Below are 24755 nucleotides of genomic sequence, written 5' to 3'. Positions count from 1 at the left end.
CCTACGACGAACACACCGCCTGGGCACACCGCGCACAAGCCGCCGCTTGACACTTAGCTCCCAGGGATGTCTCGCGGTGTTCAGGAAGCCACATTCGTCACGGCCGGGGCGCGGCCGAAGACCATCGACTCGTCGATGCGGTCGAAGCGATGGTCGATGGCGTCCAGCACATAGTTGTGCCGGACGTGCCAGGGCCGTTTGGTGCCCGAGCGCGGCAGGGCATGCTCGGAGCGCTGAATGTAGCCGGCCTCCAGATCCCACGTCCGTTTCTCCGGCATCGGGGTCGCACCCTTGTGCGGGTAGGCGTGGGTGTAGCCGTGAGCGCCCATGTAGGCCACCAGGTTTGCGAACGCGCGAGCGGTCATGTCGGCGCGCAGCGTCCACGACGCATTGGTGTAGCCGATGCACCAGGCCAGGTTGGGCACGTCTTCCAGCAGGAACTCCTTGTACACGAACCGCTCGGTCGGTTTGACCTCGTGACCGTCGACCGTGAGCCGGATCCCGCCGAGCGCCTGCAGTTGCAGACCGGTCGCGGTGACGATCACGTCGGCGTCCACTCGCCCACCGGATTTCAGCACGATGCCCGTAGCATCCACATGGTCGATGTGATCGGTGACGACATCGACGCGGCCGTCACTGATGTGGCCGAACAGGTCCCGGTCCAGTACCAGGCACATGCGTTGATCCCATGGGTTGTAGCGCGGCTTGAAGTGCACGTCGACGGGATACCCCTCGGGCAGCGCGGCGATGGTCCGATTACGGACCAGCCACCGGCCGAATCGCGGTGCCTTACGGAACATGAAGTAGGTCAGGATGTGGATCATCGCGTTGCGGAACCGCACGACCTGGTGAGCGAGCTTGCGCGGCAGGATCTTTCGGATAACTGTCACCATCGGATCGATCCGCGCCATCGACATCATGTACGTCGGTGAACGCTGCAGCATGGTCACATGCGAGGCCTGCTGGGCCAGGGCCGGCACCAGGCTGATCGCGGTGGCTCCGCTGCCGATCACCACCACCCGCTTGCCGGAGTAGTCCAGCGACTCGGGCCAGAACTGCGGGTGCACGACGTCGCCGCTGAAGCTCTCGATTCCGGCAAACTCCGGCGTGTAGGGCTCGTCATAGTTGTAGTAGCCGGTGCCGCAGAACAAGAACCGGGACCGGTAGGTCACGGGCCGGCCGTCCTGCTCGGCGTGCACGGTCCAGGTGTCGGTGTCCGAATCCCAATCCGCCGACAGCACACGGGTGTTGAAGCGGATATGCCGATCGATCCCGTTCACCCGCGCGGCCTCGGTGAGGTACTCGCGGATGTCTCCCCCGTCGGCCACGTTCTCCGGCCGCGTCCAGGGGTGGTACGGGAAGCTCAGCGTGAAGATGTCGCTGTCCGAGCGGATGCCCGGATACCGGAACAGGTCCCAGGTGCCGCCGATCCGCTCCCGGCGTTCCAGCAGCGTGTACGTCAGTCCCGGGCTCTTCTCCTGCAGCCGATAGGCCGCGCCGAGACCGGAGATCCCCGCCCCGATGACGAGCACGTCCGAATAGTCCGCATCCACGTCCCGACGAGCGCCATCCATGGCGAACCTCCTTTGGTCCCGCTCGGTACCACCAGATTAGGCCGTCAGTCGCGCAGTGCGTCAACGATCTCGGCAAGCGACTCCACCGCGATCGGGCCCGGTTGGTACAGGCAGATCCGGTCGGACACCCCGTCGACCCGGTCGCGGATGTGCGCGGCGATGTCGGCCGGGCTACCGCAGGCGGCGATGGTGTGCAGTACCTCGTCGTCGATCAGCGAACCCATCTCGGCCCAGCGCCCCTGCTTGGACAGCGCATTGAGCTCGGGCTGCAAATCGCCCCAACCGTGCACCTCGAGCACGGGCCGATAGGCCGGGGTGGAGCCGTAGAACGCCAGCAACCGGCGCGCCGCGTCGTGGTTCTCCCCGGCCGACACGATGATCTCCGGCACGATCGCCAGCTCGCCCTCGGCGCGCCCGGCCGCAGTGAGTCCGTCGCGCACGGCTGGCAGCGTGGCCTCGTGCAGGAACCGCTTGGACCCGAACGGCATGACCAGCAGGCCGTCGGCGAACTGCGCGGTGGCCCGGGTCAGCCGAGGACCCAGTGCACCGACATAGATCGGCGGCGGACCGTAGGGGTTGTCGCGCGGCGTGAACGTCGGTGTCATCAGGGTGTGTCGGTAGAACTCGCCCCGAAACTCCAGCCGCTCGCCGGTCTCCCAGGCCGCGAAGATCGCCCGCAACGCCGCGACGAACTCGGCCATCCGGGCCACCGGACGATCGAACTCGGCGCCGAACCGTTTCTCGATCTGGGTCCGGATCTGGGTGCCGAGCCCCAGCGTGAACCGGCCACCGGACAGGATCTGGTGGTCGATGGCTTGGTGTGCCAGGTGAATCGGGTTGCGCGGAAACGCGATTGCCACATTGGTCATCAGATCCAGACCGCCGACGGTGGCCGCCAGCGTCAAGGGGGTGAACACGTCGTGGGGTCCCTCGAAAGTGAACACCCCACTGGCCCCGGCCTCGCGCAGGGCCGCGGCCCGCCCGATCGCATCCGTCGGCCCGAACAACGCTGTCATGACCTTCACGCGTGAGAGCCTAGAGGGGTGAGCCTCCCATCGAGCAGCGACGTCGTCGTGGTGGGCGCCGGGTTCGCCGGGCTGTCCGCCGCCCGCGCCTTGGCCCAGCTCGGACACCAGGTGGTGGTGCTGGAGGGACGTGACCGGGTCGGCGGCCGCTCGTCGACCGCGACGATTGCCGGGATACCCGTCGACCTGGGCGCCACGTTCGTCGGGCCGACCCAGGATGCCGTGCTCGCGCTGGCCCGCGAACTGGGCTGCCGAACGGTACCCACCTACGACCGCGGCAAGAACCTGATCCGCTGGCACGGCCGGGTGCGGTCCTACCGCAGCACCATCCCGCGGCTGTCGATGATGGAACTGTTCGACGTGTCCCGAATCCAGTGGCGGTTCGAGCGGCTGTGCCGGCTGATCCGGGTGGACGAGCCGTGGAACAGCCCGAACGCTCACCCCCTTGATGAGCGCACCCTGGAGGGATGGTTGCGCTCGGCAGGCGCCAACGCCTCGACCCGCAACCTGATGGCGATCATGTCCCGGGTCACCTGGGGCGCCGAACCCGACCAGGTGTCGATGCTGCACGCGGCCCGCTACGTCAAGGCCGCCGGTGGGCTGGACCGCATGCTCGATGTGCGCGGCGGCGCCCAGCAGGACCGGTTTCCCGACGGCACCCAGCAGATCGCGGTGCGGATGGCCGAGGAGTTGGGCGAGCGGGTGGTGCTGGACGCCCCGGTGGGCCGCATCGAACGGCGGGCCGACGGCACCGTCGAGGTGAGCTGCCCGGCCGGTGTGGTGCACGCGCAGGCGGTCATCGTGGCGATCCCGCCGCAGCACCGCACCGGCATCGAGTTCAGTCCCCCGCTGCCCAAGCCGTACACCGAGTTGGCCGCGCACTGGCCGCAGGGCAATCTCAGCAAGGCCTACGCCGCCTTCGAGCGCCCGTTCTGGCGCGCCAACGGATGTTCGGGTGAGGCATTGAGCGACGAAGGGCCGGTGTTCATCACCTTCGATCTGAGCCCCGGCGAAGACGGTCCCGGCATCCTGCTGGGCTTCACCGATGCGCGCACGTTCGACCGGCTGTCACCCGAGCAGCGCCGCGAACAGGCACTGGCCGGCTTCGCCAGCCTGTTCGGCGATGCCGCCCGGCAACCGATCGATTACATCGACCACTGCTGGGGCACAGAGCAATTCGCCCCAGGCGGGCCGACCGCCGCGGTACCGCCGGGATCGTGGACGCAGTACGGTCAGTGGTTGCGTGAGCCCGTGGACGCGATCCACTGGGCCGGCACCGAAACCGCCGACGTGTGGACCGGATTCCTCGACGGGGCGGTGCGCTCCGGACAGCGGGCCGCCGCCGAGGTGGCCGGCCGGATCAGGAGCTGAGCGGTTGGGGCGTGGCCACCGATTCGGCCAGGGCCCGCAATTGGGCGTTGACCTGTGACGGGCATTCCAGGATGGCGCAATGCCCGCCGGGCATCTCGACGAATGCCGTGAGGTTCGGAACGTCTGCGGCGATGCGGCGGGCCGCAGCGATCGGCAGCAACCGGTCGTTGCGACTGCCGATCACCAATGTGGGCACCGACAGGTTCTGGACCGAAATGTGTTGCGGGCCCATGCTGTTGACCAGCACGCGGGCCCAGCCACCACGCCCGGCCCCGGGCGTCTCGGTGAACAACCGATAGACATACGGCGCCACCCACGGTTCGGCGTCACGGCCCACGGCCAGGTGCCCGACGAAGCGCTGGCTGGGACGCGCGGTGAACGGCGGCACCCGAAATCCGCCGAACGTCTTGACGACGGTGCCGGCCGCCCGGATGCGGGTGGCGCCCAATGCTGCCGGTACGCGCAGTAGTTGGACGTCACGCAGCAGATCGCCGGTGGTGGTGTTGATCAGCGCGACGGCGTCGGCGCGGGCGGCGACCCGGGCCGGATAACGCTGCGACCATGACGTGATCGCTATGCCGCCCATCGAGTGACCGGCGATGACGGCCCGCTGTCCTGGCTTCAACGTCGCGTCGAGCACGGCGTCCAGATCGGCGGCGAGATGGTTGAGGCTGTAGCGGTGGCGCCCGCGCGGCGCCTCGCTGCGACCGTGCCCACGGTGGTCATAGGCGATGACGCGGTAGTCGGTGGCCAGGTCGGCGATCTGATGGGCCCACACCCCGATGGCGCAGGTGATGCCGTGGGCCAGGACGATCGGATAGCCGTCCTCGGGCCCGAACACCTCGGCATGCAGTCGCACGCCGTCGATCGCACGGACCTCCACGGCACGTCCCGGTGGTAGCTGGGGCAGGGTCATGATGCTCCGATCGTCGGCGTCACTGCCGGGGTGAAACAGGATTTACGAGCCTACCGCGTCGGTGGTCAGCACAGGTTTGACCACGTCAGCGCCCTTGGCGGCGGCCCAGGCCGCGTCGAAGTCGCCGAAGGCGTAGCGGGTCACCAGCGCCTCGAGTGGAAGTTCGCCACGGCGGTGCAGATCGACCAGATGAGGGATGAACGACTGTGGTTCGCTGTCACCCTCCACCACGCCGCGCACGGTGAGCCCCTTGGCCATGATGAGCACGACCGGAAGCTCGGCGGTCATGGCGCCAAGGCCCACCAACGCCAGTGCGCCGCGGGACCGCAGCACTCCGATCGCACTCGCGATCACGTCGGGGCGGGCCGTGGTGTCGACCGCAGCGGCCACACCTCCGGTCAACTCGAGCACCGCGGCGGCAGCGTCGGCGGCCGTCGGGTCGATCGTGGACGTGGCACCCAATTCCGTTGCCAGCGTGCGTCGTTGCGCGATCGGGTCGACAGCGATGATGGTCTGGCACCCGGCGATGCGCGCACCCATGACCGCCGAGAGTCCCACGGCGCCGGCACCGAACACTACGAGCGCGTCGTCGGGGCGAGGGGCGAGCACGTTGAGGACCGCGCCTACGCCGGTCTGCACGCTGCAGCCCAGCGGGGCGGCCAAGGCCGGGTCGATCGGTTCGGGTAGCGCGACCGCGTTGCGGCTGCCGGCCATCGCGTAGGTGGCGAAGCTGGACTGGCCGAAGAAACCACCACTGATGGGCTGGCCGGCCAGGCGAAGCGCGCTGGACTCGTCGCGGCGGCTGCCACGCATGTTGAGATCGGTGGAATGCGTGCAGTAGGCCGGCGCCTGGTCCAGACAGTCCGGGCAACTACCGCAGCTGGCGAAGGTGAGCACGACCTGATCACCGACGCGGTGGGTGGCTTCGGGCCCGACCTGCACCACCGTGCCGGCCCCTTCGTGGCCGAAGACCATCGGCACCTTGCGAAACCGGGCGGCCATGCTGACGTCGGTGTGGCAGATGCCCACGGCGTCGATCCGGACCAGCACTTCATCGCCGACGGGTTCGCGGATCTGGACGTCGGTGAGCTGCGGGTCGGCTCCGGCGTCGAGCAGCACGGCGGCGCGGGCATTGAGCATCCGGTGATGCTAGGCCAACGACTTGACACCTGTCACAATTGGCCGGCGGTCCACTCAAACGCTCAACGCAGAAGGAGACAGGCGATGCGTGCAGCACAGATCACCCGGCTCGACGGTCCCGACGCGGTGCAGGTGGTCGAGGTCGAGGAACCCTCCGGCGAACCCGACGCGGTGGTGGTCGACGTGCACGCCGCGGGCGTGGCGTTTCCGGACGCCCTGCTGACCCGCGGTCTCTATCAGTACAAGCCGGAGCTTCCGTTCACCCCGGGGGCCGAAATCGCCGGCGTGGTACGCACCGCGCCGGCCGGTGCCCACGTGTCTGCGGGTGATCGGGTGCTGGGCCTGACCATGCTGTCGGGCGGCATGGCCGAAGTGGTGGCCCTGCCCACCGAGCGGGTGTTCGCGCTGCCGGACGCGGTGTCCTTCGAGGCCGGCGCCGGCATCCTGTTCAACGACCTGACCGTCCAGTTCGCCCTGCGCACCCGCGGCCGGCTGGCCCAGGGCGAGACCGTGCTGGTGCACGGCGCCGCCGGTGGGATCGGCACCTCGGCGCTGCGACTGGCCCCGGCGTTGGGAGCCGCACGCACCATCGCGGTGGTGTCCACCGAGGAGAAGGCCGAGATCGCCAGGGCCGCAGGCGCTTCCGACGTGGTGCTCGCCGACGGGTTCCGCGATGCGGTAAAGGAACTCACCGGCGGGCGGGGCGTGGATGTCGTGGTCGACCCGGTCGGCGGGGATCGCTTCACCGACTCGCTGCGCTCACTGGCCGTAGGCGGACGGCTCCTGGTCATCGGGTTCACCGGCGGTGAGATCCCCACGGTCAAGGTCAATCGCCTGCTGCTCAACAACGTCGACGTGGTCGGCGCCGGCTGGGGCGCCTGGACGTTCTCCCATCCTGGCTACTTACAGGAGCAGTGGGCCGAACTGCAGCCGCTGCTGGCCTCCGGTGCGGTCGCCGCACCGCAACCCGAGGTGTACCCGCTGGCGCAGGCGGCACAGGCCATTGCGTCGCTGGAGAACCGCAGCGCCAAGGGCAAAGTGGTGCTGAAACTTCGGTGAGCACGGAATAACCGTGCGCGGACCGCTGTTGCGGCGTGCGTGACTGAGCAAGCCGAATTGAGCCCGACCGACTGGGTACGCGAGCAGACCCAACGCATCCTGGAACAAGGCACCACCGACGGCGTCGAGGTGCTGGACCGCCCCATCGTCCTGTTCACGACGACCGGTGCGAAGTCCGGTAAGAAGCGGTACGTCCCGCTGATGCGCGTGGAGGAGAACGGCCGCTACGCGATGGTGGCCTCCAAGGGCGGAGACCCGGCACACCCGTCCTGGTACTTCAACGTCAAGGCTAACCCCGCGGTGACGGTGCAGGACGGCGACAAGACCGCGGTGCTGACCGCCCGCGAGCTCTCCGGTGACGAACGGGAACATTGGTGGACGCTGGCCGTGCAGGCCTATCCGCCGTACGCCGAGTACCAGACCAAGACCACCCGACAGATTCCGGTGTTCATCGTCGAATGACGGCTACCACCAGCCGAGGGCCTCGGACATCTGCCGGGCCAACTCGTCGGTGAGTGTGCGCACATAGGCGCCGGACAGGTGGTGGGCATCGTGGTAGATCAGCACATTGCCCTCCACGGCCCGACAGACGCTGGAACGGCACACCGCGTCACTGAGGTCGAGCACCTTCATCGACGGATAGCGGGCCAGATAGTCGAGGGTGGGGTTGCGTTGGGCCAGCGCCTCGTCGCGCGGCAACCCGCACCCCTCGGCGTCCCCACCGTCGGACAGACAGTCGACCGGCGAGAAGAACCAGCCATCCCGAACCATCCACGGCGTATCCCGCATGCCCAGCATCGGGATGGCGTTGGCCGCCAACTCGTCCCAGATCCCCAGGTAGTAATCGGGCACATAGTCACCGGGCCCGTTGAGAATCGGACGGGTCGCGGTGAAGAACACGTAATCCGGCCGGTCGGCGATGATCTGGGCCAGCGCGCGGTCCGACCACGTCCGGCAGGACGGATACGGCTGGAAGGAACCCGCGATGATGGGCACCGGTTTGGTGGTCAGCGGGCAGCCGAGCTTCAGATAGGTGGTCACCTTGACGCCGTGGCGCCGCCCGATCTGGTGCAGCGCAGTCAGCCAGTGCTCCGAGTGAGATCCGCCGGCCAGCGCAATCGTACGGTCGCCCTTGGGATCTCCGTACGTACACGTGATCACCTCGTCGCCGGTGAATCCGGTGACGCAATGGTCTTCCGAGGACGGCGGGATGTCGTCGGCCGCTTCCAGAGCGCTCGGGCGCATCGGCAGTTTGGCGACCCTGCGGTTCTCGATGAGCGCCCGCGCGCCGGGATAGTCGCGAACCGGCAGCATGCCCAATTCCGCACCGCTGGCCCGGGCCGCTGCCACATGGCCCTGCCACATCAGTGACGTCGCCACCAACGTCACCGCCACCAGCACGACAACTGCCCCCGTCAACGCCGCGGCGTGGCTGCGCCAACGCCGCTGTGCGCGCCACGGTGACTGGGTGAACCGCGCGGTGAGCCACGCCATCAACGCGGCGACCACAGCGACCGCGCTGCCGTCGGCCACACCGACCGCATCGCGGTTCACGGTGGCCAGCCAGAAGATCAACAGCGGCCAGTGCCAGAGGAACAGCGGATACGCCACAGCTCCGAGCGCGACCAATGGCGCGCTGCGCAAGAACTCGCCGGCCCGGGGCCAGGCCGGCGACCCGGTTGTCCGGCCCGGGCGGGTCACGAACGCCGCAGCCAGCACGCCGGCCAGCGGCTCCCAGGTGCGCGCGGCGGTGCTGTAGTAGGCGAGCATCGGATTGTCCGAATGCGTCACGACCGCGTAGTACGCCGACGCCACCATCGCGCCACCGCAGACCGCCACCAGGAGACGGCGTCGCATGGACCGGCCCCGACCCTTCGTCATCACGGCGAGCGCTGCGGCCAGCACCAGGAAGGCGACCGCGAACTGAGCCAGCACCGAGACCGCCCACAGGTGGTGCAGGGGCGTCACTGCCGCACCGGCCTGCACATAGTCCTCGGCCGACTGGAGTAACTGCCAGTTCTGGTAGAAGCCGAGGCCGGCCAGCGTCTGCTCGGCGAATGCCTCCCAGCGGGTCTGCGGTTGAACCAGCCCGGTCAGTACCGCGGACACGGCAAGCACCAGAACCATCGGTGGCACCAACCAGCGCGCCAGCCAGGCGAATTCGCCGGCCATAGCCCTCGGGCCCGCCGTATCGATGTCGCGCAGGACGCGGCGGCCGAGCAGAAATCCCGTCAGCATCAACAGGACATCGAGTCCGGCACTGGCCTGACCGAACCAAAAATGGCCGACGACCACCATCACGATGGCCACGCCGCTCAACCCGATCAGGCCGTCACGCGCCTGCCGCGGCGCGGCAGGAACAAGGACCGGATCGTCAACAATTGCCTGCACGATGAAACTTCCTGCGCCGTCTTCGCCGGTGGTCGACGAAACCGCCCCTCAGGCACGCCATTCGCCGCAGCGAGCATAGGCCACCGCTCGGCGGCCAGACCAATGTGACCCGGGACACTCTCGAATCAGGTTGCGCTGTAGCCAAACTCACACTCTAAGAATTGCTTTTACACAGCGGTTGACGCGACCATGGAAGGGTCCCTGCCTTCGGGCGATCCCCGATATGTGGACATCAACAACTAATGAGTACCCGTGATCCGGGGCACTTTGAGGAGTGAGAAGTATGTCCTTCGCACAGTTTCGCGCGAACCAGAAGCGCGCCAACATGCGGCGCCGCCTCTACGCGCGGATCAACGAACTGCCCAACTCGACGGTTCGTGAAGAGTTGATTGCAGTCGTACAGCGGCACGAACTTCAGGATGCACATCGCTGAGACGACAAGCCCGCTGTACAGAGCCGGTGGCCCGAAGGCCTCCGGCTCTGTTGTTTTCGGTGGGCGCTCAGCGGCGGCACTCTCGGCAGCGGCTAATGAGTGCCGGCTGCCGGGCGGACGATGATCTCATTGACGTCCACTTCGGCCGGCTGACCGACGGCGAAGACAATCGCATCGGCGATGGCAGACGCAGGAATGGCGACCGCGCGGTATACGCGCATCTGGGCACGCGCACCCTCATCGGAGATCGATTCGGCCAGCTCTGATTCAGTGACACCCGGAGAAACCACACTGACCCGGATGTCGCCAGCGCTCTCCTTGCGTAGACCTTCGGAGATCGCCCACACCGCGAACTTGGTCGCGCAATAAACGGCCGCAGTCGGTTCCACCTCGTGGGCACCGACGGATGCCAGGTTGACGATATGGCCGCCGCCCTGCTGCCGCATCACCGGCAGGACGGCGTCGATGCCGTGCAACACACCACGGATATTCACATCGATCATGCGGTTCCACTCCTCGACACGGCGCTCGGCCAGCCTCGACAGCGGCATCACGCCGGCGTTGTTGACCAGCACGTCCACTCGGCCATAGGTGCTGACGGCGTCGGCCACGAACTGCTCGACATCAGCAGCGTCGGTGACGTCCAGACGGCAGAACGCTGCTGTGCCACCGGCATTTCGGAGTTCGTCGACCAGGCCCTGCAGCCGATCGGTACGGCGGGCACCGAGAAACACCTGGTGCCCGTCGGCGGCCAGCCGCCGTGCGGTGGCCTCACCGATACCGCTGGAGGCTCCGGTGATCAGGATTGTCTTGGTCATCAGTGTTCGTTCCTCAGATCGCTTGCTGGGTAGGCAGGATGGTGATCTCGGTCAGGTTCACGTGGCGGGGTACCGCGGCCATGAACGCGATGGTTTCGGCCACGTCGGCCGGGGAGAGTACGTCGATCTCGTCGATCAGATCGGCCATCAGCTTCGAGGCGTCCGGATCGGTGACATGCAAAGGCAATTCGGTGTCCACCATCCCGGGTTCGATGGTGGCAACCCGGACGTTCTTGCGGCCCAGCTCAACTCGCAACAGCCGGGTGAGCTGGCTGATGTAGGCCTTCGTTCCCGAATACACCGAGAATTTCTCCAACACCCTCGTCGCCGCGATCGAGGAGGTGGTGATCAGATCGGCGGGCTGTCCGTCGGCGGCCGAGGCGACGAGCTGCGGCACGAAGGCGCCGATCACATTCATCACCCCGGTGACGTTGAGGTCGATCTGGCGCTGCCATTCGTCGAATTTGACGTCCTCGACCGGGGAGATGAGCTGGACCCCGGCATTGGCGAACACCAGATCCGCGCCGCCGAAGCGCTCGTCGACCTGCTCGGCAACGGCTTTGACCGCCTCGCGGTCGGTGACATCGACCGGCAGGGCCAGCGCGGTGCCCCCGGACGCGGTGATCTGCTGGGCCAGGACCGCCAACCGGTCGGCCCGCCGCGCGGTAAGCACCACCGTGGCGCCCAGCGCGGCCAGGCGCAGCGCGGTGGCCTCGCCGATACCGCTGGAGGCGCCGGTGACGACAGCCACCCGGTCGGCAAGTGGGGTTGCGGTGATGACGGTGGACATGTGGTTCTCCTTTCGTGACGGCGTGACACCACCAGACAACCGGCGATCGGATGACTTTGGGGCGGTCAAACCTGCCCTGTCTATCGGGGGACAAACTGGGCCACCTTCGGCGTCGACAACCGTCGCGAAGCGGGCAGACTGGCAGCATGACCGACCGAAAATCTTCGGAGCTGGCCGAATTCCTCAGCGCGCGGCGAGCGCAGTTGAGCCCGCAGGCGGCCGGCCTTGACGACGAGGCGGTTGAGCGTCGGCGCGTGCCGGGGTTGCGTCGCGAGGAGCTGGCCAGACTGGCCGGGGTCAGCGTGGACTACTACACCCGCCTCGAGCAGGGCCGCAGCCGCAGCGCATCGACCGATGTGCTCGACGCGCTGGCCGGGGCGCTGCAGCTCAACGAGGCCGAACGTCAGCACCTACATCACCTGGCGCGACGCCAGCCCACCCAACGCAAGCGGCGACCTCGACCCCAATCGGTCGACAGCGCCACCCTTCGCCTGCTGGAGTTGCTCGACCAGGCGTGTTCACCGGCGTTCGTGCTGGGCCGGCGCCTGGACGTGCTGGCCCACAACCGAGTGGCCGGGGCCCTGATCACCGAGTTCCGCGAGTTGCCCGCGGCCCAACGTAACCAGGCGCGGTTCGTCTTCTTCGATCCGCATGCCCGCGAGCTCTACGCAGATTGGGAGCAGGTGGCCGCCGATACCGTCGCCATGTTGCGCCTCGATGCCGGGCGCCATCCCGACGACGACAAGCTGGCCGCGTTGGTCGGCGAATTGTCCATCCGTTCGGTGGAATTCCGATCCTGGTGGTCGAACCACACCGTGGAACGGCGGACGACGGGCACCAAGGCCTACCATCATCCGCTGGTCGGTGATCTGACCGTCGATTACCAGGCCCTCAACCCGTCGGCCGACCCGGATCAGATCCTCATCATCTACACCACCACAGCCGGATCTGCCGACGAGACGGCACTGCGCCTGCTGGCGAATTGGCATGGCGACGAACGTGTTCGGTCACCCGAGGGACAGCCAGGGGCTGACGCCGCGTCGTGACCGCGGCAGCCAGGCGAACGGATCCGGACCGCTGTCCTGGTACTCCAGACTGACGTGACCGCGGTAGCCCCGCGATGCCAGGTGCTCCAGGTGTGCCGAGATGTCCATGGCGCCGGTACCAGGCGCTCCCCGGCCCGGCGCGTCGGCGATCTGGACATGACCGATGCGGTTGACATGGTGGTCGATCGCCGCAGGGATATCGTCGCCGTTGACCTGCAGGTGGTACAGGTCGGCGAGAAGCCGCAGCGAGCTCACCCCCGTTTCCCGGGCGACCCGGTCGATCACCGCGATGGCCTCTGCGGCGGTGGTCAACGGGTAGGAGGGCACGCCGCTGAGCGGTTCGATCAGGATTGTGGCGCCGATACTTTGGGTCAGCCGACCGGCGTGGGCGAGGTTCTCGACGGCGGTCTCGTCCTGGGCACGGGGATCGAGGACCTCAAGCCGGTTGCCGTACAGCGCGTTGAAAGCCTTGGTGCCCAGCCGTTGTGCGATACCGAGGGCTACGTCGACATTGTCGCGGAAGACCTGACCCTGCCCGGGATCCGAGAGCAGCCCGCGCTCCCCTGCCGCCATGTCACCACCGGTGAAGTTCATCGCGACCAGGTGCACCCCGGCGTCGTCGATGGCTCGCACGAATGCGTCGACCTCCCGGTCGCGCGGGACCGGATCGGCGAATGGCCACCAGAATTCGACCGCCTCGAAGCCGGCGCTGCGCGCGGCGTGCGGGCGTTGCAGCAGCGGCAGATCGGGGAAAAGGATCGAGCAGTTGACGACATAGCGTGGCCCGTCGGTGATCATGCCGGCGCGATCAGCCGCGACCGAAGTACGGCATGGCCCGCGCCATCACCGTCAGCGAGGGAACCGATACCTCCAGCGGCAGCTCGACCAGGTGGGCGACCGCGCGGGCCACATGCTCGACGTCGAACGTCGGCTCCGCCGCGAGGCTTCCGTCGGACTGCCGGGTCTGGTGACTGAAGCCGGCGGTCATGTCCGTGGCGGCATTGCCGATGTCGATTTGAGTGATGCAGATGTCGATGTTGCGTAGATCCAACAACATCGACGCACTCAGCCCGCTCATCGCATGTTTGGTGGTGGTGTAGGCCAAGCTGTGCGGCCGGGGCCGGTGCGCCGACAGGGAGCCGTTGTTGATGATCCGACCGCCTCTCGGCAACTGCGCGGCCATGATGCGGGCGGCTTCCCGCGCGCAGTACACCGCTCCGTCGACGTTGGTGCGCCAGGTGGTGTGCCATTGGTCGTCGTCGATGTCGAGGATCGAAGCGGAGGGCCCGAACACCCCCGCGTTGTTGAACAACACGTCGACCCGGCCGAATGTCCTTACCGCGTCGGCGAATAGCGTCTGCACGGAAGCCGAATCGGTGACGTCGGTTTCGACCAACCGGGCATTCGGCCGGTGCGCTGCGGTCTGCGCCAAGGCCTCGGGCCGGCGACCGGCGAGCACCACGTGGTGACCGGCCTCCAACAGAACATGTGCGGTGGCGCGGCCGATCCCGCTGCCCGCTCCGGTGATGACGACGACTTTCCGGTCTTTGTCCACGTTCTGATTGTGCCTGGGACAAGGTTCAATGCGTCGGCGTGCCACCCGCGGGGCTCGGACGCGCGGCGGTGAAGAAGGCCATCACCACAGCGGCCACGCCGATCATCGCCGCGGCCACGAAGGCCGCGTGGACGCCGGGCAGATCCGGCGCTCCACCCGAGTGTGAGGCCTTGGTCATCACCGTCACGAACAAGGCAGTGCCCGCCGCGCCGGCGACCTGCTGCAACGTCGTCAAGATCGCGCTGCCGTGCGAGTACAGCCGGTCCGGCAACACCCCGAGCGCGTCGGTCATCAACGGGGTGAACATCATCGCCAGGCCGACCATCATCACCGTCTGCAACGCGACGAGTTCCCAGATCGGCGAGGCGGCCGACAACGCGGTGAAGCCCCACAGCGACGCGCACAGCAGGATCGATCCCGGGACGACGAGCACCCGGGCGCCGTGGCGGTCATAGACCCGACCCACCACCGGGCCGGCCACACCCATGAGCAAGCCACCCGGCAGGGTCGCCAGGCCGGCGACCAGCGCGCTGTGCCGCAGGACGTCCTGGACGTACAGCGGCACCATGATGATCGCCCCGAACAATCCCATGAAGCCCAGGACCACCAGGCCCAGCGACACCGAGAACCGTCGATAGGTGAACGGCCGCAGATCCAGGAACGCGCGGTCCCGTCGCTGTAGCTGTACCTGGCGTGCTCCGAAGAGCACCATCGCCACCGCGCCGAGTGTCATCGGCGCCCACGCGGGGATACCCGACCCGCCGTGCGCGGCCTCACCCAACAGCGAGAGTCCGAAGACCAGGCCGGCGAACGCGACCGCCGACAGCGGCACCGAGATCGGATCGATCGGGGTCGGTTCCTCGCGCTCGTCGTCGACCCGCAACCACTTCAGGCCGGCGCTCAAGGCCGCCAGCGCGATCGGCAGCACGATCCAGAACATCCACCGCCAGTCCAGCGAGCCGAGGATGAAGCCCGACAGCGTGGGCCCGATCGCCGGGGCGACCGCGATGACGATCGAGATGGTGCCCATCATCTGTCCGCGCCGGTCGGCCGGGATCAGCGTCATCACCGTCGTCATCAACAGCGGCATCATCACCGCGGTGCCGCACGCCTGCACGATCCGCCCGGCCATCAGCACCGCGAATCCTGGCGCGAGGGCGGCCACCAACGTGCCGGTGCAGAACAACGACATCGAGGTGAGGTAGACGCCACGCACCGGGTAGCGCTGCAGCAGCGACCCCGACATGGGGATCACGACGGCCATGGTCAGCAGAAATCCGCTGGTGAGCCACTGCGCGGTACTCGCGGAGATGTGCAGATCCACGATCAGGGCGGGCAACGCCACGCTCATGATCGTCTCGTTGAGGATCATCACGAACGCCGAGCCGACCAGCAACGCGATGATGACGTTCGGGCTCGATTTGGCACGCGGTCGCGTCGCGATCTCCCCCGTGTCCGGACCCGCTGTCATCACCACTCCTGTCTCACATCGGCACTTGCGCAGCACCCCAGGGTAGGTGGCCGCCCCCGCTACAGGGAAACCGGTTTTCGCGCCTGCGTTGCTACCGATCGCATCGCAGTTCGGAGTCAACAGCCTTCACCGACGAACGGAGATGGTGCGCGCCGAGAGACTCGAATAAATCCCCAACCCACGACGATGAAGTCGAGGTGTCACCTAATTAGCACTTAGAAGCGATGCGCTTCACACCAGCCAAGCCGGGAATCTCGGATTTATCGCATCGGGTCCGAAGACCAGAATCGTGGCGCCGAAGAACTTAAAGGTCAACTTGTCCACATGCCTCAACGACCAACCCAGTGTACTCTCTATCGGTGAAATCTAGACTTCTAATTGAACCGATCGAAACCTCACCGCCCATACGATAAAAGGTATCATCGTTCCAAATCAACCCACGAGACATCAGAAAAACAAAAAGTTGCTGGGATGCGCGACCTTTCGACAGTATGGTGTCCATTTTGGATCTCGCGAACCGCATTCCTCCACGTCCAAACCACACCGCGATCCGGCGTAAGGCAAGGCCCGCCAGGAGAAGATCCGCTTCGGTCGGTTTCTCGTCTTTCAATTCAGTCTTCTTAAACGGCTGCCACGGGTACGGTGCCACTGGCACGCTCACTGAGAATACTTCCCTGGAGCCAGTAATTTTTCTTACGATGCCCTCTAGCTTCTTTACTCTGACATTTGCCCCCAGTCGACTGCCGCCCGACGAACTGGCCGGCATTGCTATGTGATTTATGTGAACTTCAGTTGATTGCGCAGAGAACGTTTCGCATTCAATGGCAAGCCGCGGCCCGAGATCGCACTCAGCCAACTGAGCGCCCACGATCACCTTCATATTGGGCACAGAAATTACGGAGTATGCCGCTGAGCGCCCTAATTCGAGCGCAGGGCCACGCAACTTCATTTGCAAACCTGAACTACCATCCGGATCGGAATCAAACGATAGGGAAAGATAGTCCTCTGAATCTGCACTAAACGGGTCCGAATCGTCCGCAAGTTCCACGTACATTAGTTCGGCGTTTTCGCCGTTCTGATTGCTGTGCGAATCCAGTATAAATGCCATCACTCGCGCATCTAATAGATCTTGTTCGCCGCAAACGGTGCGTAGGAATCTCGACAACATCATAGATGGAACCACCTCAGGCTGAAGCCAATATGCCTGCAAAACATCCAAGTGAGTGCCGGACGCACATTTCAAGAATTGCGCAAGCACGAAATCGCGAAAAGCTGCGCTAGTGAACCCGAGAAGTACATTCTTGGAATGCTCACCCCGCTGAGACTTCAGAAATGGATGTACGTCGAACTGATCGCGCAAACTTTGCTCAATATCTGCCAGCCACTCAGTCTCTTCCGCCAAAGACAAATCAGGCTCCGCGCCCATCGACGCGAGATCATCTGCAAGTAGCCACCTTACCTGAGTTTCCATTGAGTAAGCTGATGCTGCAAATAGGCGCTTAGCCTCGTTTGGTCCTCCGAAACTGTTTGCAAACTTTTCAGTTTCACGGTTCAGCACACGCTGTAGCATGCTGCCAATCAAAGACCATGTTTTTGAACCATCCGACACAAAACCATTTAACTCGCGGTACGCATTATCACTTTCTCGATAAAATAGCGCCAACGAATCCAAGACTGGAGCGTAGCCGAGAAACGAACCGACCACCGTCCAGTCTTCAGAATTAAAAGCGTCCTGAACCCGCGAAAAGAAAGTATCGATAAAAATATCCAGCTCGCCCAAGGCGGATCCCTCGGCCGCGATAACTTGCTCGCGAACAAATTTCTTGGCGTCAGCCTCAGAAAAGTACGATACCTCAAGAACTTCGGACTCGATCCCGAGGTCTGATAGATACAAGTATGTGTCTGTTATGGTTTCTGGACGTCCGAAGAATATTACGCACGCTTCCTCCGATTCAGACTTCCCTATAACTTCCGCCAAGTTCTGCAAGGACGCGACAAAATTTGAACTCGTCGACGCGACTATCGCTTCATCTACGGCGTCGAGAATTAGGCAAAGCTTTCCACTCCTGATCTCGTCTATAAGGTGTGCGTAACGTTCCACGCCGTACGCACTCGAGACAATTCCCGAAAAGAATCCAGAACCCATCGAGAATTTACTTAGGTCCCAATACGGATTGTTGGTTGCCCGAGCGACATGAGTTGCTAACGTCGTCTTGCCTACCGCCGCAGAAGCTGCGATCAATATGACCCTAGGCTCGGGGCTGGCAGTCTGTGCCAGCCCCTCGTAGGACCGCAAAAGTGGTTCGACAAACTTTCGAGCATGATCTACCGGCGGCAAAGTGACACCGTCCGGATGCCCGTCAATTAGCGGTATTACTGATTGCCGTTGTGGTATCCGAGAAATCAGCTGGTCGATTCTCATCGTGCTAGTTCCTTTCATCGCCAGCTTTCCGCTCCCGAACTCTGCCTCTACGGATCCAAGCCCTGCCCGCAATTGCAGCGCCAACGGCGAGCACAATACTTAGTGCGAGCCAGATAGGGCCCTTCAATGCATATGGAAAATTTGCCGCAGGCAATACGTTGGACCCTAGAAATGAAAAAATTATCAATGGAAATAGCGTGATGGCTCCGAGGTCTGCGATCCTACGATCATGAAAGCGTTCTGCCTCGTCACGTTTTTCGGCCGCCTCGGAAAGCTTTCGAGCCGCATTGTCGAGGATGACTGTCTGCCACGCAGTCAATCCGACTAGAGCAACCTCTATTCTCCTGGCTGCTGAATCTACGCACTCAAGAATCGATGGATCCACCGAATGCGTCTTAGAAATCGTATACATGTCGCTTAGCGCTGCTCGGAACCCAATCAGCGGTCGCAGGAACTCCTGGGGCTCAGCTGAGCCGGGCGCTCCGGTCCAACTCAGCGCCATCGAATACGGATGCCGAATCGCCTCATTCAAACGTATGTCTAGTTGCGCGCGGAGCCATGTACGAAACTCATCGATAAAGCCTCGGGCGCTGCCGGCCCGCGAACGTTCCGACCAAAGCCGTTTCGCCACGCGGACCGCTTCGTCCGCTCCGCTCAGGCCTTCAAGATCGGCGTTGGGATCCACCAACCCATCGAGTCCACAAATGATCGAGGTCTGGTGCTGGCAACCAGTCACGGTCAGAACACTCACATGCAGCGACCAGTTGGAAGCGTTGTTGACAACGATTGATTTGAACTCGTTACTCGTTGTGCACGCTCTCGCATGTCGGGCGGCGCCCTCTGCAAATCTACCAAGATCGGGACCGAACTCATCGGCGCGCACGATGATCAGTTGATGATCTGGGGAGTTCTCTATCCATTCGGGTATTGGTCGGACTACGCCGTTCCGAATACGTGAATATTCGACGAGTGTTTTCTGCAACGCCAGTTCCCACCTCCGAGAACTAAGCTATCAGGGCAGCGTACCTTCAGGACGTAGCGTGGCGATACCGCACTCCGCGGCGCGCACGTCGCTGCTACTCACTCCTTCAGAGGCCGAACTCGATGACATCAGACTTCGAAGTCGCATCTGCCACGAGACACATGACGGAGCTATTCACGGTCGTCCTCCTTAGTCTGTGGGTCATCAAATCGATGGAACGGTCGGCGGCGAGCGCCATCAGAAGCGGTACAGCGATCGTCGCTGGCTATGCCGTAAGTCCGCTGATTGAATCTTTCCTCCGAGCCCGCCTGGAGCAACGAAGCGGCCTACTCACTGCTGGGCCTCGCGGAAAGTGTTAGCAGCCCCCATGAGTGGGCGAATTAGAGCCTGACCTCCACCCGTCTGCCAAGATGCCATATAGTCCACTGACAAGACGGTCTGTCTAGCGAAATCGGGATGCGAGGAGCGAGATGTCACAGACGCCTACTTCCCTGGGACCTCAGCCGGCGGAGTACGACGCCGAGTGGGTCCGCACGAAGTACGCGATCGAACGCGACAAGCGCATGCGCCCCGATGCCGTCGACCAGTACGTCGAGGTCACCGCGGACTTCTCGCACTACGCCGACGATCCCTACACCGAGTGGGTCGACCGTGAGCCGGTGCACGACCACGTGCAGGTGCTGATCATCGGCGCCGGGCTCGGCAGTCTGATCGCCGCCGCCCGGCTGCAGGAGGCCGGTGTCGAGGACATCCGGATCGTCGACACCGCGGGCGACTTCGGTGGCACGTGGTACTGGAACCGCTACCCCGGCGCCCAGTGCGACATCGAGTCCTACATCTACCTGCCGCTGCTCGAAGAGCTGAACTACATGCCCACCGAGCGCTACGCCCACGGGCCGGAGATCCGCGAACACCTCCAGGCCATCGCCCGGCACTACGGGCTGTACCGAAATGCGTTGCTGCAAACCACCGTGACGGGCATGCGCTGGGACGAGCCCGCCGCGCGCTGGGAGATCTCCACCAACCGCGGCGACGTGTTCACCGCGTCGCTGGTGACCGTGTCGCCGGGATCGCTCACCCGCCCGAAACTGCCGGGGATTCCAGGGATCAACGAGTTCACCGGGCACACCTTCCACACCAGCCGCTGGGACTACGGCTACACCGGCGGTGACGAGACCGGTGGGCTGACCAAGCTGGCCGACAAGCGGATCGGCATCATCGGCACCGGCGCGACGGGCCTGCAGTGCATCCCGCACCTGGGGCGGTGGGCGCAGAAACTCTATGTGTTCCAACGGACTCCGAGCACGGTCGCCGAACGCGGCAACCGGCCCACCGATCGCGACTGGGCCGCCGGCCTGCAACCGGGCTGGCAGCGGGAGCGGATGGAGAACTTCACCCGGGTCACCTGCGGCGTCGAGATGGACCTCGATCTCACCGAAGACGGCTGGACCCGCAACGCGCTCGAGCTGACCGACTCCGCGGTGATCCGCGAGACGGCTCGCCTGGGCCGCGAGATGACCCCGCAGGAGATCGACGCGTTCCTGTTCCGCGCCGACTTCGACGCGATGGAACGCCTGCGCAGGCGGATCGACGAGACCGTGACGGACGAGAAGACCGCCGAGGCGCTCAAGCCCTGGTTCCGCCTGATGTGCAAACGCGCGGGCTACCACGACGAATATCTGAAGACCTTCAACCGCGACACCGTCGAACTGGTCGACACCGACGGCCGCGGGGTGGAGCGATTCACCGAGACCGCCGCCGTCGTCGACGGGGTCGAGTACGAACTCGACGCGTTGATCTTCGCGACCGGGTTCGAGGTCGGGACGGAGTTCACCCGGCGCCTCGGGTTCGAGATCGTCGGTCGCGACAACGTCCGCCTGAGCGACAAGTGGGCCAAGGGCATGCGGACGCTGCACGGACTGCAGACCCACGGCTTCCCGAACTGTTTCTTCCTGGGCTACACGCAGTCCGGCGTCTCCCCCAACTACACCCATACCGCCGAGGAGCGGGCCCGCCACTTCGCCTATCTGGTCAGCACATTCGTCGAACGTAAGGCCACGACCATCGAGGCCACCGCCGAGGCCGAGGAGGAGTGGCTGGCAGCGATGAACGAGGCGTCGGTCAAGCCGAAGGCCTTTTACGCCGACTGCACCCCGAGCTACCTCAGTTCCGAAGGCGACAAGGACAACCCGCACGGCATGCTCTCGACCAACTTCGGCGGTAAGCCCGTGGAGTTCTTCGACATGTTGGCCAAGTGGCGCTCGACGGATCAGTTGGAGGGCGTGATCCTGACGTGACCGAGACGACACACGTCGACGAAACCGGCGTCGCTGCACCGAAACTCACGATGCGCGATCGCCATCGCATCATGACGCGTGAGCACATCATGGCTGCCGCGCTGGACGCCTTCGCTGAGCGCGGTTATGTCGCCGTCACCATCGACGACATCGTCCGGCGGGCCGGTATCGGCCGGGCCACCTTCTACCTGCATTTCGACAGCAAGGCCGCAGTGCTGCGCGAGTTGCGCAACACCCGGATGACAGTGTGGTCACAGCAGGATGCGCCGCGCGGCGGCACGTCCGGACGCCCGTCGGTCCGGGCCTTCTTCGAGAAGGTGGTCGACTTCTACACCAATGCGCCGGAGCTCTACATGGCGCTGCACCAGGCCCGCGCGGCCGACCCGGAGTTCGCCGCCGCCCACCGGGCCACCATGGAGGCGAACATCGACGACTGGATCGCCAACGACGCCATCCCCGGCGCCGGCGAGGCCCAGATCCGGTTGGCCATCGCGATGATGTACACCATGGTCGACTCCTTCATGCACCTGTGGCTCGTCGACGGCTGGCCGCTGGACCGCGAGGCCGCCATCGAGGCGATGACCGACGCCCTCTACGCCACCATGCGCTGAAACCCTCACCGAGACAGGAACATCCGATGACGGACCGACGTTATCTGCATCTGAACCTGGTCGCCAACGACATCAACCTGCACCAGGGCGCCTACGGCTACGAACAGGCGCACAGCATCGCCGAGCGCAGTACGTTCGAGCGCCTGCTCGAATACGGGTGCTTCGGCGACGAGGGTTTGTTCACCGCGCTGTTCGTCGGCGACATCCCCGGCATGCAGGGCTCACCGGCCTTCGATGGCGGACCGGCCGAACCCATCACCGCGCTGACCGCGATATCCCAGCACACTAAACACGTCGGTCTCATCGCCACCGCGTCGACGACGTTCTACGACCCGTACAACCTGGCCCGGCTGTTGGCCTCACTCGACCAGGCCTCCGACGGCCGTGCCGGATACAACGCCGTCACCTCCGTCATCGACGATTTCGCGCTGAACTACAGCCTGGCACAGCATTTGGATCGCGAGGAGCGCTACCAGCGCGCCGACGAGTTCCTCGACGTGCTCCGATCCCTGTGGGACAACCGCGAGATGCGTCGTGACCCCGACGGACGCATCCGGTTTCACGCCGAGCCGATCAACCACCGCGGCAACCTGTTCCAGGTGTCCGGGCCGTTGAACATCGCCCCCAGCCGGCAGGGCCGGCCATTGATCGCACAGGCCGGTGGATCCGGAGCCGGCATCCGGGTCGCCGCCAAGTACGCCGAGATGGTGTTCACCAACTCCTCCACCCGCGACAGTGCTGCCGTCTACCGCGAAACCCTGGACAAGGCGCTGGCCGCCCAGGGCCGCGAACCCGGCTCCGTGCCGGCGATTCCCGGTCTCATCCCCTACGTCGGCAAGACCGTCAAAGACGCCGAGGAGCGGCTGCGCGAGCTGGACAGCTACGTCGACTGGGCGCCGATCGCCCCCTTCGCCTTGGGCCAGTTCGGTATCGACATCCCGCTCGACGACATCGACGCCCCGTTCCCGGTGGCAGCGCTTCCGGTTCCGGCCGATGTCGAGAAGACGATCAAGAGCACCTTCGGCAATTACGTGGGGCTGTACAACTGGATCCAGGAACGCCCGGGGGTGACGGTGCGTGAGGTCGTGGCCCAGGCGGTCGGACGGGGCGGCGCCACCCACCGCAAGTTCGTCGGCTCCTACGACGACCTCGTCGAGGACTTCGCGGCCTGGCATTCCGACGGCAACGTCGGCGGGTTCAACCTGATGTTTTCTGCGGGTGGCGAGTCCATCCGGGAGTTCATCGACGAGGTGGTGCCCCGGCTCATCGACCGCGGCATCTACCGCGCCACCCCGGCCGATCGGCCGTTGCGCGAGCGGTTCTGAGGCTAGAGTCCCTGCCGGACCCGCCACCGCAGGCCGATGGCGGTGCCGACCGGGCAGGCGAGACGGCAAGGTAGGACAATGACGACGAGTGAACAACCCACTCCGGCAGCCGAAGAGCACCAACCCCGGCGTCGCGGCGTCATGCAGTCGTTCACCGGGTTGTGCGTCCGCTACGTCGAACGCCTGATGCCCGACCCGTATCTGTTCGCGGTCATCCTCACCCTCATCGTCGCTGCCCTGGTCACGGTGTTGGTCGACGGTGCGTCGGCCGACGGCATGCTCAAGGCGTGGTACGGCGGGGTGTGGGGCTCGCAGAACATCTTCACGTTCGCCTTCCAGATGGTGCTGATCCTGGTGACGGGCTACACGCTGGCCGAGGCGCCGATCCTGAAGCGGGCCATCGGCTACATCGCCGGCAAGCCGAACAATCAGGTGCAGGGGGCGCTGCTCTGTTTCGCGGTGAGCGCGGTGCTGTCCCTGCTCAACTGGGGGCTGGGACTGGTGGCCGGTGCGTTGGTGGCCCGGCAGGTGGCACGGCGGTTCACCGACGCACATTTCGGCTATCTCATCGCCGCGGCATTCATGGGCTTCATCGTCTGGACCCAGGGCCTGTCGTCGTCGATCGCCCTGGCCAACACCGACAGCACTAGCCCGATCAACGTGATCCACAAGATCACCGGCATCACAGTGCCGTTGAGCCTGACCATCTTCCAGCCCTACAGCTGGCTGTCGGTGATCGTCGTGCTCACCGTGCTCGCGCTGGCGATCTGGCGCATGGCACCGGCCCAGGCGCTGGCGCCGGATCCTGCGGTGTTCGACGACGAGGACCAGTCCGAAGCTGAGCCCGTGGGCCACGACGGCAAGAAGACGTTCGCCGAATGGCTGGAAAATCTCTGGATCCTCAACGTTTTGGTGTTCGCCGCCGGCATCGCCTACTTCGTCCTCAGCGGATTCGCGTTGAACATCGCGTCGATGATCATGTTGTTCACCATCACGAGTGCGTTGTTGCACCGCACCCCGATCCGGTTCATCCGGGCTTTCACCGGCGCGGCGAAGGTGTCCGGCCCGCTGCTGCTGCAATACCCGTTGTACGGCGGCCTGGTCGGCTTGCTGGGATATCAAGCGGCCGAAGGGACCAAACCGCTGCAGACGCTGCTGGCCGAGGCGGTGGTCAACGGGGCGACGCAGTACACATTGCCGTTCCTGACATTCATCGGCTCGTTGATCATCAGCCTGTTCGTGCCGTCCGGCGGCGGCCACTGGGCCGTGCAGGGCCCGATCGCCGTGGACTCGGCGTTGGCTGTCGGCCAGCAGTCGCCGGCCTACCTCGGTTTGATGTCGATGGCCGTCGCCGTCGGCGAGGGCGTGGCGAACATGATCCAGCCGTTCTGGCTGCTGCCCTTGCTGGCGATCGCAAAACTCAATGTGCGCCAGGTGATGGGCTTTACGGTCGTGGCCTTCCTGATCGGGTTGGTGGTCCTGGGTGCGACGATGTTGGTCGCACCGTTGGTGATCTGAGGCGTCGAAGG

The 24755-nt window shown here is 65.1% G+C and carries 21 protein-coding genes; 9 read left to right on the top strand and 12 right to left on the bottom strand.

Annotation, left to right across the window (positions count from 1 at the left end; all coding sequences use genetic code 11):
• Positions 1–80: 80 nt before the first annotated feature.
• Positions 81–1574 (bottom strand): NAD(P)/FAD-dependent oxidoreductase, encoded by a 1494-nt coding sequence (locus A5740_RS04355; RefSeq protein ID WP_076191765.1) that lies wholly within the window; start codon positions 1572–1574, stop codon positions 81–83.
• A gap of 44 nt (positions 1575–1618) precedes the next feature.
• Positions 1619–2590: a TIGR03617 family F420-dependent LLM class oxidoreductase gene (locus A5740_RS04350; protein WP_076191804.1), complete on the bottom strand. Its 972-nt coding sequence runs from the start codon at positions 2588–2590 to the stop codon at positions 1619–1621.
• A 27-nt stretch (positions 2591–2617) separates the two neighbouring features.
• Here A5740_RS04350 and A5740_RS04345 point away from each other — a divergent pair, with 27 nt between their 5' ends.
• The gene (locus A5740_RS04345) at positions 2618–3970 is read left to right on the top strand and encodes a flavin monoamine oxidase family protein (protein WP_076191763.1); all 1353 of its coding nucleotides are present in this window, start codon (positions 2618–2620) and stop codon (positions 3968–3970) included.
• On the opposite strand, the gene A5740_RS04340 is transcribed toward A5740_RS04345, so the two are convergent.
• Positions 3960–4886, bottom strand: coding sequence for an alpha/beta fold hydrolase (locus tag A5740_RS04340; protein WP_076191761.1), 927 nt, complete (start codon positions 4884–4886; stop codon positions 3960–3962). The genes A5740_RS04345 and A5740_RS04340 overlap by 11 nt on opposite strands.
• Before the next feature lie 42 nt (positions 4887–4928).
• Positions 4929–6026, bottom strand: coding sequence for an NAD(P)-dependent alcohol dehydrogenase (locus A5740_RS04335; protein ID WP_076191759.1), 1098 nt, complete (start codon positions 6024–6026; stop codon positions 4929–4931).
• Between the two features lie 84 nt (positions 6027–6110).
• Here A5740_RS04335 and A5740_RS04330 point away from each other — a divergent pair, with 84 nt between their 5' ends.
• Entirely contained in the window at positions 6111–7085 is a 975-nt protein-coding gene (locus A5740_RS04330; protein WP_076191758.1) for an NADPH:quinone oxidoreductase family protein, read from the top strand.
• Positions 7086–7124: 39 nt separating this feature from the next.
• On the top strand, positions 7125–7547 hold the full coding sequence (locus A5740_RS04325) for a nitroreductase family deazaflavin-dependent oxidoreductase (RefSeq protein WP_076191756.1): 423 nt from the start codon (positions 7125–7127) through the stop codon (positions 7545–7547).
• Positions 7548–7550: 3 nt separating this feature from the next.
• On the opposite strand, the gene A5740_RS04320 is transcribed toward A5740_RS04325, so the two are convergent.
• Entirely contained in the window at positions 7551–9476 is a 1926-nt protein-coding gene (locus A5740_RS04320) for an acyltransferase family protein (RefSeq protein ID WP_076191754.1), read from the bottom strand.
• Between the two features lie 283 nt (positions 9477–9759).
• On the opposite strand from A5740_RS04320, the gene A5740_RS28185 reads away from it, so the two are divergent.
• Entirely contained in the window at positions 9760–9909 is a 150-nt protein-coding gene (locus A5740_RS28185; protein WP_139334919.1) for a hypothetical protein, read from the top strand.
• 92 nt (positions 9910–10001) lie between these two features.
• Here the strand turns inward: A5740_RS28185 and A5740_RS04315 are convergent, their stop codons facing one another.
• Entirely contained in the window at positions 10002–10727 is a 726-nt protein-coding gene (locus A5740_RS04315; protein ID WP_076191752.1) for an SDR family oxidoreductase, read from the bottom strand.
• Positions 10728–10740: 13 nt separating this feature from the next.
• Entirely contained in the window at positions 10741–11517 is a 777-nt protein-coding gene (locus A5740_RS04310) for an SDR family oxidoreductase (protein ID WP_076191750.1), read from the bottom strand.
• 146 nt (positions 11518–11663) lie between these two features.
• On the opposite strand from A5740_RS04310, the gene A5740_RS04305 reads away from it, so the two are divergent.
• Entirely contained in the window at positions 11664–12563 is a 900-nt protein-coding gene (locus tag A5740_RS04305; protein WP_076191748.1) for a helix-turn-helix domain-containing protein, read from the top strand.
• Here the strand turns inward: A5740_RS04305 and A5740_RS04300 are convergent.
• From A5740_RS04300 to A5740_RS28180, 5 genes are all read right to left on the bottom strand, one after another.
• Positions 12525–13361 carry a hydroxypyruvate isomerase family protein gene (locus tag A5740_RS04300; RefSeq protein ID WP_076191746.1) on the bottom strand — a complete coding sequence of 279 codons (837 nt, stop codon included), beginning with the start codon at positions 13359–13361 and terminating at the stop codon, positions 12525–12527. The genes A5740_RS04305 and A5740_RS04300 overlap by 39 nt on opposite strands.
• A 10-nt stretch (positions 13362–13371) precedes the next feature.
• Entirely contained in the window at positions 13372–14118 is a 747-nt protein-coding gene (locus A5740_RS04295; protein ID WP_076191745.1) for an SDR family oxidoreductase, read from the bottom strand.
• A gap of 25 nt (positions 14119–14143) precedes the next feature.
• Complete coding sequence (locus tag A5740_RS04290; protein ID WP_076191802.1) at positions 14144–15589, bottom strand: DHA2 family efflux MFS transporter permease subunit; 1446 nt, start codon at positions 15587–15589, stop codon at positions 14144–14146.
• Between the two features lie 304 nt (positions 15590–15893).
• Entirely contained in the window at positions 15894–18011 is a 2118-nt protein-coding gene (locus A5740_RS04285) for an AAA family ATPase (protein WP_139334918.1), read from the bottom strand.
• Positions 18012–18015: 4 nt separating this feature from the next.
• Positions 18016–18993 (bottom strand): hypothetical protein, encoded by a 978-nt coding sequence (locus tag A5740_RS28180; protein ID WP_139334917.1) that lies wholly within the window; start codon positions 18991–18993, stop codon positions 18016–18018.
• Between the two features lie 470 nt (positions 18994–19463).
• On the opposite strand from A5740_RS28180, the gene A5740_RS04280 reads away from it, so the two are divergent.
• From A5740_RS04280 to A5740_RS04265, 4 genes are all read left to right on the top strand, one after another.
• Positions 19464–21290, top strand: coding sequence for an NAD(P)/FAD-dependent oxidoreductase (locus A5740_RS04280; RefSeq protein ID WP_076191743.1), 1827 nt, complete (start codon positions 19464–19466; stop codon positions 21288–21290).
• Complete coding sequence (locus A5740_RS04275; RefSeq protein ID WP_076191742.1) at positions 21287–21901, top strand: TetR/AcrR family transcriptional regulator; 615 nt, start codon at positions 21287–21289, stop codon at positions 21899–21901. Before A5740_RS04280 ends, A5740_RS04275 begins: the two co-directional genes overlap by 4 nt.
• Positions 21902–21927: 26 nt before the next feature.
• Positions 21928–23226: an NtaA/DmoA family FMN-dependent monooxygenase gene (locus A5740_RS04270; protein ID WP_076191741.1), complete on the top strand. Its 1299-nt coding sequence runs from the start codon at positions 21928–21930 to the stop codon at positions 23224–23226.
• 141 nt (positions 23227–23367) lie between these two features.
• Complete coding sequence (locus A5740_RS04265) at positions 23368–24744, top strand: TIGR00366 family protein (protein WP_175616159.1); 1377 nt, start codon at positions 23368–23370, stop codon at positions 24742–24744.
• The last annotated feature ends 11 nt before the right edge of the window (positions 24745–24755 follow it).

This window comes from Mycobacterium sp. GA-1841 (genome assembly GCF_001954135.1).
Taxonomy (GTDB): domain Bacteria; phylum Actinomycetota; class Actinomycetes; order Mycobacteriales; family Mycobacteriaceae; genus Mycobacterium.
Note: the sequence above shows the minus strand (reverse complement) of the source record. Positions and strands in the feature narration are given on the sequence as shown.

Bases quoted from the DNA above. Each gene is read 5' to 3' on its own strand.
- A5740_RS04270 (WP_076191741.1), top strand. From the start codon at position 21,928: ATGACGGACCGACGTTATCTGCATCTGAACCTGGTCGCCAACGACATC.
- A5740_RS04265 (WP_175616159.1), top strand. From the start codon at position 23,368: ATGCAGTCGTTCACCGGGTTGTGCGTCCGCTACGTCGAACGCCTGATG.
- A5740_RS04340 (WP_076191761.1), bottom strand. From the start codon at position 4,886: ATGACCCTGCCCCAGCTACCACCGGGACGTGCCGTGGAGGTCCGTGCG.
- A5740_RS28185 (WP_139334919.1), top strand. From the start codon at position 9,760: ATGTCCTTCGCACAGTTTCGCGCGAACCAGAAGCGCGCCAACATGCGG.
- A5740_RS04305 (WP_076191748.1), top strand. From the start codon at position 11,664: ATGACCGACCGAAAATCTTCGGAGCTGGCCGAATTCCTCAGCGCGCGG.
- A5740_RS04280 (WP_076191743.1), top strand. From the start codon at position 19,464: ATGTCACAGACGCCTACTTCCCTGGGACCTCAGCCGGCGGAGTACGAC.
- A5740_RS04300 (WP_076191746.1), bottom strand. From the start codon at position 13,361: ATGATCACCGACGGGCCACGCTATGTCGTCAACTGCTCGATCCTTTTC.
- A5740_RS04285 (WP_139334918.1), bottom strand. From the start codon at position 18,011: ATGAGAATCGACCAGCTGATTTCTCGGATACCACAACGGCAATCAGTA.
- A5740_RS04330 (WP_076191758.1), top strand. From the start codon at position 6,111: ATGCGTGCAGCACAGATCACCCGGCTCGACGGTCCCGACGCGGTGCAG.
- A5740_RS04290 (WP_076191802.1), bottom strand. From the start codon at position 15,589: ATGACAGCGGGTCCGGACACGGGGGAGATCGCGACGCGACCGCGTGCC.
- A5740_RS04355 (WP_076191765.1), bottom strand. From the start codon at position 1,574: ATGGATGGCGCTCGTCGGGACGTGGATGCGGACTATTCGGACGTGCTC.
- A5740_RS04335 (WP_076191759.1), bottom strand. From the start codon at position 6,026: ATGCTCAATGCCCGCGCCGCCGTGCTGCTCGACGCCGGAGCCGACCCG.
- A5740_RS04310 (WP_076191750.1), bottom strand. From the start codon at position 11,517: ATGTCCACCGTCATCACCGCAACCCCACTTGCCGACCGGGTGGCTGTC.
- A5740_RS04350 (WP_076191804.1), bottom strand. From the start codon at position 2,590: ATGACAGCGTTGTTCGGGCCGACGGATGCGATCGGGCGGGCCGCGGCC.
- A5740_RS04315 (WP_076191752.1), bottom strand. From the start codon at position 10,727: ATGACCAAGACAATCCTGATCACCGGAGCCTCCAGCGGTATCGGTGAG.